At 68.9% G+C, this 9992-nt stretch carries 10 protein-coding genes; 8 read left to right on the top strand and 2 right to left on the bottom strand.

Going from position 1 to position 9992, the window contains the following annotated elements; all coding sequences use genetic code 11:
* From VBO01S_RS29280 to VBO01S_RS29245, 8 genes are all read left to right on the top strand, one after another.
* Positions 1-534, top strand: a 534-nt coding sequence (locus VBO01S_RS29280) for a Bug family tripartite tricarboxylate transporter substrate binding protein (protein ID WP_169805106.1), incomplete at its 5' end; no start/stop codon positions are given.
* A 9-nt stretch (positions 535-543) separates the two neighbouring features.
* Positions 544-2118, top strand: a complete 1575-nt coding sequence (locus VBO01S_RS29275; RefSeq protein ID WP_062482139.1) for a GMC family oxidoreductase — start codon at positions 544-546, stop codon at positions 2116-2118.
* A 120-nt stretch (positions 2119-2238) separates the two neighbouring features.
* On the top strand, positions 2239-3096 hold the full coding sequence (locus tag VBO01S_RS29270) for a 3',5'-nucleoside bisphosphate phosphatase (RefSeq protein ID WP_062482136.1): 858 nt from the start codon (positions 2239-2241) through the stop codon (positions 3094-3096).
* A complete protein-coding gene (locus VBO01S_RS29265; protein WP_062482133.1) occupies positions 3093-4070 on the top strand; it encodes a DMT family transporter in 978 nt (325 codons plus the stop codon). The genes VBO01S_RS29270 and VBO01S_RS29265 overlap by 4 nt, the downstream gene beginning before the upstream one ends.
* A gap of 16 nt (positions 4071-4086) precedes the next feature.
* A complete protein-coding gene (locus tag VBO01S_RS29260) occupies positions 4087-4722 on the top strand; it encodes an L-threonylcarbamoyladenylate synthase (protein WP_062482128.1) in 636 nt (211 codons plus the stop codon).
* A gap of 43 nt (positions 4723-4765) precedes the next feature.
* Positions 4766-5437 carry a site-2 protease family protein gene (locus VBO01S_RS29255; RefSeq protein ID WP_062482125.1) on the top strand — a complete coding sequence of 224 codons (672 nt, stop codon included), beginning with the start codon at positions 4766-4768 and terminating at the stop codon, positions 5435-5437.
* Positions 5438-5454: 17 nt separating this feature from the next.
* Positions 5455-6786, top strand: a complete 1332-nt coding sequence (locus tag VBO01S_RS29250) for a tryptophan--tRNA ligase (protein ID WP_062482122.1) — start codon at positions 5455-5457, stop codon at positions 6784-6786.
* Between the two features lie 76 nt (positions 6787-6862).
* Positions 6863-7465, top strand: a complete 603-nt coding sequence (locus tag VBO01S_RS29245) for a LuxR C-terminal-related transcriptional regulator (RefSeq protein WP_056578680.1) — start codon at positions 6863-6865, stop codon at positions 7463-7465.
* Between the two features lie 90 nt (positions 7466-7555).
* Here VBO01S_RS29245 and VBO01S_RS29240 read toward each other — a convergent pair whose 3' ends face one another.
* Both VBO01S_RS29240 and shkS read right to left on the bottom strand, forming a co-directional pair.
* A complete protein-coding gene (locus VBO01S_RS29240) occupies positions 7556-8749 on the bottom strand; it encodes a hypothetical protein (protein WP_157627491.1) in 1194 nt (397 codons plus the stop codon).
* A 104-nt stretch (positions 8750-8853) separates the two neighbouring features.
* Positions 8854-9992, bottom strand: a 1139-nt coding sequence (gene shkS, locus VBO01S_RS29235; protein WP_062482117.1) for a surface-behavior sensor histidine kinase ShkS, incomplete at its 5' end; no start/stop codon positions are given.

Raw genomic sequence — 9992 nt, 5'->3', positions numbered from 1 at the left:
AAGGCCCGGCCGGGCACGCTGAGCTTCGGCTCCGGCGGCAACGGCACGCCGGCGCACCTGGCCGGCGCGCTGTTCGCCCAGCAGACCGGCAGCCAGCTCACGCACGTCCCGTACAACCAGTTCCCGATGGCGGTGGGCGACCTGCTGGCCGGGCGCCTGGACACCATGTTCCTGACCGCGTCGGCGGCGCTGCCCCATATCCAGGCCGGCAAGCTGCGCGCGCTCGCGGTGACCGGCGCGCAACGCCTGCCGGCCCTGCCCGCCGTGCCCACGATGATCGAGCAGGGCTACGCGGGCTTCGAGCTGCGCTCCTTCGACGGCATGACGGTGCGCAGCGGCACGCCGCGCGAGATCGTCGAGCGGCTCAGTGATGCGCTCGCCAAGGCGCTGGCCGCGCCCGAGGTGCGCGAACGCCTGGCCACGCTGGCGCTTGAGCCGGAGCCGATGACGCCGGCGCGCTTTCGCACCGTGCTGGCGGCCGAGTCGGACAAGTGGCTGCGCCTGGGCCGCGGCGCCGGCATCAAGGCCGACTGAGCACGCGCGATGCAGGCGGACATCGTGATCGTCGGCGGCGGCTCGGCGGGCTGCGTGCTGGCCGCCCGCCTAAGCGAAGACCCCGCGCTGCAGGTGGTGCTGGTCGAGGCGGGGCGGCCCTCGCGCAACCCGTGGCTGCGCATTCCCATCGGCTACTTCAAGACGGTGGGCCACCCCCGGCACGACTGGCGCTTCGAAACCGACCCCGAGCCTGACATGGCGCAGCGCCGCCTGCCCTGGCCGCGCGGGCGGGGGCCGGGCGGCTCCAGCCTCATCAACGGCATGCTGTACCTGCGCGGCCACCGCGCCGACTACGACCAGTGGGCCGCGCTGGGCAACCCGGGCTGGGACTGGGACAGCGTGCGCCCCTACTTCGACCGGTCGCAACCCGCGGCCGATGGGCCGCTGTGGGTGTCCGAGCTGCCGCGCGATGCGCTGTCCGATGCCTTCATCGCCGCGGCGGCGCATGCCGGCATCGCACCCACGTCCGACTTCAACGACGGCGACAACAGCGGCGCCGGCTACTTCCGGATGACGACGCGCCACGGCCGGCGCATGGACACCGGGCGGGCCTTTCTGGCGCCGGCGCGGGGCCGGCCCAACCTGCGCGTGCTGTCGGGCGCGCAGGCGACCCGCGTGTGCTTCGAGGGGCGGCGCGCCGTCGGCGTCGAGTGCGTGCGCGACGGCAAGGCCGAACGCGTCTCGGCGCGGCACGAGGTGATCCTGAGCGCCGGCGCCATCCAGTCGCCGCAGCTGCTGCAGCTCTCGGGCGTGGGGCCGGCCGGGCTGCTGGGCCGCCTGGGCCTGCCGGTGGTGGCGCCGCTCGAGGGCGTGGGGCGCAACCTGCAGGACCACCTGCAGGTGCGGCCCAGCTACCGCTGCCAAGGCATCGAGACGCTCAACGACATCGCCCACAGCCGCTGGCGCAGCGCGCGCGAGTTCATGCGCTATCTGCTGACGCGCGGCGGCGCGCTGAACGGCGGCGTCTACCGCGCCGGGGCCTTCTTTGCGGCGGGCGACGACGCCGCGGGATGGCCCGATGCGCAGATCCACTTCGGGCTGGTGAGCTTCGAGCGGCCGCACCAGCCGCCGCACCCGTTCCCGGGCGTGACGCTGTCGGCCTGCCTGCTGCGCCCGCACAGCCGCGGCGAGATCATGCTGCGCTCGGCCGATCCGCTGGCGGCGCCGTCGATCCAGCCGCGCTACCTGTCGCACGAAGCCGACCGCGCGCTGGCCGTGCGGCTGGTGCGCAAGATGCGCGAGATTGCCGCCGCACCGCCGCTGGCGCGCTACCTGGCGCAGGAGCACGAGCCCGGGCCCGCGTTGGCCAGCGACGCGCAGCTGCTGGACTGGGTGCGCCGCCGCGGCGGCAGCATCTTCCATCCGGTGGGCACCTGCGCCATGGGCCCTGCCGACGACGGCGACGCGGTGGTGGATGCCCGCCTGCGGGTCCATGGCCTGCAAGGGCTGCGCGTGGTGGACGGCTCGGTGATGCCGCGGCTGGTGTCGGGCAACACGAACGCGCCGATCATCATGATCGCCGAGCGCGCCGCCGACCTCGTCAGGCACGACCTGCGCGCCTGAGCGCCCACGGGACGGCGCGCGCCAAGCCGCTTGGGCGATGAGGTTAATGCTATTTATCTAGTAGCACCGCGAAGCATCCACACGCCGGTGTCGGCGGGCGAGAGCGCCTAGAATCGGCCGGTGTCTTCTACTCTCAATGCCGATCTTCACTGCCACTCCGTGGTCTCCGACGGCACGTTGACGCCCGAAGCGCTGGCCGCCCGCGCCGCCGCCAACGGGGTCGAGCTCTGGGCCCTCACCGACCACGACGAAGTCGGCGGCCAGCACCGCGCCGCTGCGGCCGCGCGCGAAAACGGCATGCGCTACCTCACCGGCACCGAAATCTCGGTGACCTTCGCGAACGAAACCGTGCACATCGTCGGCCTGGGCTTCGACCCCGACGACGCCGCCATGTCGCAGGGCCTGTACGACACGCGCGGCGGCCGCGGCAAGCGCGCGCAGGAAATGTCCGAGGGGCTGGCCAAGGTCGGCATCCACGGCGCCTACGAAGGTGCGCTCAAGTTCGTCGGCAACCCCGAACTCATTTCGCGCACGCACTTCGCGCGCTTCCTGGTCGAGCAGGGCCACTGCCGCGACACCCCCGAGGTGTTCCGCAAGTTCCTCACCGAAGGCAAGCCCGGCTACGTGCCGCACCGCTGGGCCTCGCTGAAGGACGCCGTGCACTGGATCACCGCCGCCAAGGGCATGGCCGTGATCGCGCACCCGGGCCGCTACAAGTTCACGGCCAACGAGGAGTACGCGCTGTTCCTCGAATTCAAGGCGCACGGCGGCCAGGCGATCGAGGTCGTCACGGGCAGCCACACGCCGGCCGAGTTCGTCGAGTACGCCGACAAGGCGCTCGAGTTCGATTTCGCCGCCTCGCGCGGCAGCGATTTCCACAGCCCCGACGAGAGCCACTGCGATCTCGGCAAGCTGCCACCGTTGCCCGGCAGCCTCACGCCGGTGTGGGAACTGCTCGGCCACCGCATCCAGCAGTGAGCCAGAGCCCCGGGCCCGGCATCGACAGCGCGGCCACCGCCGCGCTCGCCCAGGCACGCGCCGCAGCGCACACCCGCCGCCGCACCGAATCCGAACGCATCCTGGCGGGCATCGGGCTGGTCATCCTGGCAGTGGCCTGCTTCGCCACGCTCGACACCGCCACCAAGTACTCGACGCTCGCCGTGCCGATCCTCATGGGGGTGTGGTTCCGCTATGCCTTCCAGGCCGTGGCCACCACGCTGGTGCTCTTGCCGCTGCGCGGCACGGCCCTGCTGCGCACGCAGCACCCGCGCTACCAGGCGCTGCGCGGCGCGCTGCTGCTGGGCTCGAGCCTCTTTGCCTTTTTGAGCCTGCGCTACATGCCGCTGGCCGAGTTCACGTCGATCGTGCTGATCGCGCCGCTGGTGATCACGCTGCTGGCCGCCACCACGCTCAAGGAGCAGGTGTCGCCGCTGCGCTGGACGCTGGTGGCTGGCGGCTTCATCGGCACGCTGGTCATCCTGCGTCCGGGCGGCGGCAGCTTCAGCTGGGCCGTGCTGCTGCCGCTGGGGCTGGTGCTGACCAACGCCTGGTTCCAGGTGCTCACCAGCAAGCTCGCGCAGACCGAGAACCCGCTGACCATGCACTTCTACACCGGCTGGGTCGGCACGCTGCTGGCCTCGGTGGCCGTGCCCTTCGCCTGGACCGCCCTGCCCTCGTGGGAATGGTGGGCGCTGCTGTGCCTCATGGGCTTCATGGGCACGGTGGGCCACTTCATGCTGATCCTGGCCTACCAGCGCGCGCCGGCGTCCACCCTCACCCCGTACCTGTACGCGCAGATCGCCTTTGCGATGCTGGGCGGCTGGCTCATCTTTTCCCACGTGCCCGACCGCTTCTCGCTGATCGGCATGGCGATGATCGCCGTGTGCGGCGCCGCCGGCGCGTGGCTCACCGTGCGCGAGCGGCGCGTGCCGATCGAACCGGCGGAATCCTGATCAGGAGCAATTCACCATGGCCCAGTACTTCGAAGTCCACCCCGAGAACCCCCAGCAGCGCCTCTTGAAGCAGGCCGTGGCGCTGCTCGCGCGCGGCGAGGTCGTGGCGGTGCCCACCGACTCCAGCTACGCGCTGGCCTGCCACCTGGACGACAAGGACGCGGTCGACCAGCTGCGCCGCATCCGCCAGGTCGACGACAAGCACCACCTCACGCTGCTGTGCCGAGACCTGAGCGAGCTGGCCAACTACGCGCGTGTCGACAACAAGCAGTACCGCCTGCTCAAGGCCGCCACGCCCGGCCCCTACACCTTCCTGCTCGAAGCCACCAAGGAAGTGCCGCGCCGCGTGAGTCACCCGCAGCGCAAGACCATCGGCCTGCGCGTGCCCGACCACAAGGTGCTGCTGGAGCTGCTGGAACTGCACGGCGCGCCGCTCCTGGCCACCACCCTCATCGCCCCCGGCGAGACCGAGGCGCTGAACGACGCGCAGGAAATCCGCGAGCGCTTCGAGAAGCAGATCGGCGCCGTCATCGACGCCGGCGCCTGCCCGTCGCAGCCGACCACCGTGGTCGACCTCACGCCCATGGGCGCGGGCGACGACCCGGTCGTGGTGCGCCAGGGCCGGGGTGCGCTCGCGGTGCTTGGCCTCTGACGAACGGCTCGGCCGCCTCATTCCTCTCTGACACAATCGCGCAGTGGATATTTCCAATCTGATACAGACGGTTCTGATTTACGCACTGCCGGTGATCTTCGCGATCACCGTGCACGAAGCGGCGCACGGCTACGTGGCACGCCACTTCGGGGACAACACCGCCGCCATGATGGGCCGCGTGACGCTCAACCCCATGAAGCACATCGACCCCATCGGGACCATCCTGATGCCGCTGATGCTGTACTTCGCGACCTCGGGCGCCTTCCTGTTCGGCTATGCCAAGCCGGTGCCCGTCAACTTCAACCGCCTGCGCCATCCCAAGCGCGACATGGTGTGGGTCGCGCTCGCGGGCCCGGCCTCCAACTTCATCCAGGCCATCCTGTGGGCCGTGCTGCTCATCGTGATCGTCGCGGCCGGCGTCAGTGAAACCTTTTTCATCAAGATGTGCCAGGGCGGCGTGCTGGTCAACCTCGTGATGTGGGCCTTCAACCTGTTTCCGCTGCCCCCGCTCGACGGCGGCCGCGTGCTGGCCGGCCTGCTGCCCAGCGGCCCGGCGCAGAATTTCCTGGCGCGCATCGAGCCCTACGGCTTCTTCATCGTGATGGCGCTGGTGCTTGCCGGCATCGTCAGCAACTACTGGCTGCGCCCGCTGATGGATGCCGGCTACTTCGTGGTCAACCTGCTCATCACGCCGCTCAAGGCAATGCTGCTCTAAGTTTTCTCTTTCGTCCCATGGCTTCGTCTTCTCCAGCTCCCCTGCGCGTCCTGACCGGCATCACGCCGTCGGGCACGCCCCACCTCGGCAACTACGTCGGCTCCATCCGCCACTCGGTGCGCCAGAGCGTCGCGGCCGGCGTCGAGAGCTACTTCTTCCTGGCCGACTACCACGCACTCATCAAGGTGCAGGAGCCTGCGCTCATCCAGCGCTCCACGCTCGAAATTGCGGCCAGCTGGCTGGCCTGCGGCCTCGACCCCGAACGCGTCACCTTCTATCGCCAGTCGGACATCGCCGAGATCACCGAGCTCACCTGGTTCCTGACCTGCGTCACCGGCAAGGGCGTGCTCAACCGCGCCCACGCCTACAAGGCCCAGCTCGACAAGAACATCGCCAAGGGCGAGGAGCCCGACGCCGACGTGACGGCCGGCCTGTTCATGTACCCCGTGCTGATGGGCGCCGACATCCTGATGTTCAACGCCCACAAGGTGCCCGTGGGCCGCGACCAGGTGCAGCACATCGAGATGGCGCGCGACATGGCGCAGCGCTTCAACCACCAGTACGGCGAGCACTTCACGCTGCCCGACGCCGAGATCGACGATGCGGTCGCCACCTTGCCCGGCCTCGACGGCCGCAAGATGAGCAAGAGCTACAACAACACGATCCCGCTGTTCGCGCCGCGCGCGCAGCTGCAAAAGCAGATCGCCAGCATCGTCACCGACTCGCGCGCGCCCGGCGAGCCCAAGGACACCGAGGGCTCGGCCCTGTTCCAGATCTACCAGGCCTTTGCCAGCGCCGAGGAAACCGAGGCCCTGCGCAAGGCGTACGCCGACGGCATCGCCTGGGGCGACGCCAAGCAGGTGCTGTTCGAGCGCATCGACCGCGAAGTGGCGCCGCTGCGCGCGCGCTACGAGGCGCTCATGAACGACCCGGCCGAGATCGAGCGCATCCTGCTGCTGGGCGCCGAGAAGGCGCGCAAGCTGTCGCGCCCCTTCATGACCTCGCTGCGCCATGCGGTCGGCCTGCGCAACCTCGCGGCGGGCCGCGACGGCGCCGGTACCAAGGCCGCCAAGGTGGCGAAGCCCAGCTTCAAGCAATACCGCGAGAAGGCCGACGGCCTGTTCTATTTCAAGCTGCTCGATGCGCGCGGCGAAACCCTTTTGCAAAGCCGTGGATTCGCGTCACCGCAAGAAGCCGGCCGTACCATCGCCGACTTGCAGGCGCAACGCGGCGCGGCGCTCACGGCACTGGCCGCGCAGCTCGAACCGGTCGACGCGCAACAGGCTCGCGCCGCCACCGAGGCGCTGGAGGCACTGGCGGAGGCAACGTCCACCACCCAGGGACATTGATCCGGCAACAACCCGCGGGCCATCCGCCGGCGGGTGTGACAAGAGAGAAGACGGTGCGATCACAAAGGAAGAAAACATGAGCATTTATGTCATCGACGACCACCCCCTGATGCGCGACGCGATCGTGATGGTCCTGCGTCGCCTGCGCCCCGCCGAGAACATCGTCGAGCTCGAGCGGCTCGACAAGCTCGCCAGTTCGGTCCAGCAGCGTGGCGCGCCCACTCTCTTCTGCCTGGACCTGAAGCTGCCGGACACCAATGGCGTCTCGGGCGTGATCGCGGTCAAGCAGGTCTATCCGAACGTGCCGATCGCCGTGTACTCGGCAGCCCCGGCCGCCGACATGGAAGACGCCTGCATCGAGGCCGGCGCCGACACCTACATCGAGAAGTCGGCCAGCTCCAATGAGCTGGCAGCCGCCCTGCGCGGCCTGCTGATGGCCGGGTCGGAAGACGACACCGAGGAGATGCCGGCCGCCAACAGCGGCAAGCTCTCCAAGCGCCAGACCCAGCTGATCGCCATGCTCGACAAGGGCATGAGCAACCGCGACATCGCCACCGACCTGGAGATCAGCGAACACACGGTGAAGGTGCACCTGTGGCGCCTGTTCCGCCGTCTGGGCGTGAAGAGCCGTACGCAGGCCTTGCACTATGCAAGAACGAATGGGCTGCTGTCGGGCTGAGCCTGAACCAGAGCTGGCTTGATCAGGAACCGCGCCTCGTGCGCGGTTTTTTCATGGAGGCGCCCCCTGCAGGCGCCTCCGTTCATCCGCTCAGGAGGGCTTTCGCCGGTACACGAGCTGATGCACGACCTCGACGGTGTAGATCCCCTGCGTGTTCGGAACCACTTGATAGACCGCCGCATTGAGGTCGAGCTCGACGTTCTCGGAAAACTCCGTGTCGAAGGTCTTTGAATAGACGGGGACCTTGACGTACGGACTGTCCCTGTCGGTGATCAAGGTGACCTCGATGCGAACCGAGGTCCGCCCCGTGACCTCCCACCCGCGAGGTGCATTGGCCGGCACCACCGTTCCGGCAATGCGGTATCGAGCCTTGGGCCGCTGGATGGCAACGCGCGGATCATCTGGCCAGTAGATCATCCGGGCCCCTTCCAGGCTGTAGCGGAAGGAAAACCCGTTGCTCTTGCCGATCGGGGTCCGCGCCAATGCCCCGGGATTTGCCGTCACTTCATAGGCCGCACTGACCGGTGTGGCCGGCGTGTCAGCCGGCAGGGTTCCGGGGGTCGCGACGACGGTCTCACCCATTCGGCGGACCAGGAAGTCCAGACTTCCTGCCGAACCGGAACCCATCGAACGCCCCTCGAGTTCGAGCGGGGAATTGATCGCAAAGCAATCCCGCGCATCGAGTGCTGTCGGCCAGAAATCCTTGAAGTGCGTGTCGGGCCGATAGCCGCCGCAGCTCGCATCTGGGATGTACCTGTTTCCGTTGTCCGGCGTGGCAAGCGTCTCGATCAACGCGAACTTGAGATGCGGCCCCGTCGCCGCCGGCGCGGTGGGCGTGACCGTCAGGTAGGCCGCCTCGCTGTCCTTCACCCCGTCGTTCACCACCAGGCGAACGACGAACTCGCCGGGAACGTCCGGGAGGAAAGAAGGGGTTGCACTGTCGGCGCTCGTGAGCACCGCCTTGCTGGTCAAGGGCTTGGACTGCAGCACCCACACGTAGCGCAGCGAACGCCCTTGTGCCGCCTGGCTCGTGCGGCCGTCGAGCTTGAGGACCAGCCCCAGGGTCGTGTCGACGGGTTTTGCCACGCGGGCTTGCGGCGGTTCATCCCCGACGGGTGCCGGTGTCTCCGGCTCCGAGGGGCCGGAAGGCCCGCCCGTGCTCGTGCCCGAATTTGGCGAAGGCAGGCCGAAGACAGGCCCTCCGCCGCCACCCCCTCCGCCACCGCATGCGGTCAGCAATGCGAGCGCCGCAACGCCCAACGCATGTTTGAACTGAATAGCCATATCCGCTCGATCCTCCCTTGTGTATTGACAGGGAAGATAGCAGAGCCGGCGACGCATTCGCGCGCTCGCCGCGTCGTTGCGGCACCTGTGTGATCGAGCGCCGCTCAGCCGCCCGACGCACTCACCCGCGCCTGCGCCACCGCCTCGTCGGCGTCGTGCAGCGCCACGCGGAACACGCTGCCGCTACCCAGGCGCGAACGCACGCTGACCGGGTGCCCCAGCACGTGCGACAGCCGCGCCACGATGGCCAGGCCGAGGCCGAAGCCGTCGGAGGTGCCGGCATGGTCGGCGACCTTGTAGAACTCCAGGAACACGTCGCGCAGGTGCTCGGGCGCGATGCCGATGCCGGTGTCCCACACCTCCACGCGCATGCCCTCGCGGGTCTGGCGCGCGGCCAGCAAGACGCCGCCTTCGGTCGTGTACTTGATGGCATTGGCGAGCAGGTTGCCGATCATGCGGCGCACGCGGATCGGGTCGGTGAGGAACGAGCCCTCGGTCACGTGCACCCGGAAGTCCAGCCCCCGGCTCTCGGCCACGGGACGGTACTGCAGCTCCAGGTCGTGCAGCAGCTCGGCCACGTCGACGCGCTCGATGTGCAGCCGCACCTGGCCCGCGTCGATGCGCGCCAGGTCGAACATGGAGTCGAACAGCGCGTTCACCGCGTGGGTGGCGCGCACGATCTTCGGGGCCAGTTCGAGCACCAGCTCGGGCTCGTTGCGCAGCCAGTCGGCGTACAGCGACAGCGCCAGCACCGGCTGGCGCATGTCGTGCGCGGCGCTGGCCAGGAAGCGGTTCTTCATGGCCACGGCCGACACCGCCGCCTGCCGCTGCTGCGTGAGCGACTTGATCAGGATATGGTTGTGGAACAACAGCTCCAGGCTGTTGCGCGCGGTCTCATGGATGTTGCGGCCGGCGCGCAGCAACAGGAACCAGTGCAGCGCCGGCAGCAGCGGCATGAGGTAGCCGTACTGGAAATGCGGGTGCTGCATGGTGACGGCCACGAGGCGCACCAGCACCGCGCCCAGCATGGTGATGAACAGCGTGTTGACGTAGCGCTTGAGCAGCGGCGGGTGCAGCGCCAGCCCGTTGAGCGGGAAGGTGCCCACGCCGGCCACAATGAGCCAGCTCATGAACTGGTTGACCTGCGGCGTGCGCTCGAAGAACAGCAGCACCGAGCAGCCCCAGACCACCGCGCTGGTGCTCCACACGAAGCCGTAGCGGTCGGTGAACTTGCTTGCTGCGC

The organism is Variovorax boronicumulans NBRC 103145, assembly GCF_001591345.1.
In the GTDB taxonomy this organism is placed as follows: Bacteria; Pseudomonadota; Gammaproteobacteria; order Burkholderiales; family Burkholderiaceae_C; genus Variovorax; species Variovorax boronicumulans.
The sequence above is the reverse complement of the archived record's forward strand: the minus strand, read 5'-3'. Positions and strand labels throughout refer to the sequence as shown.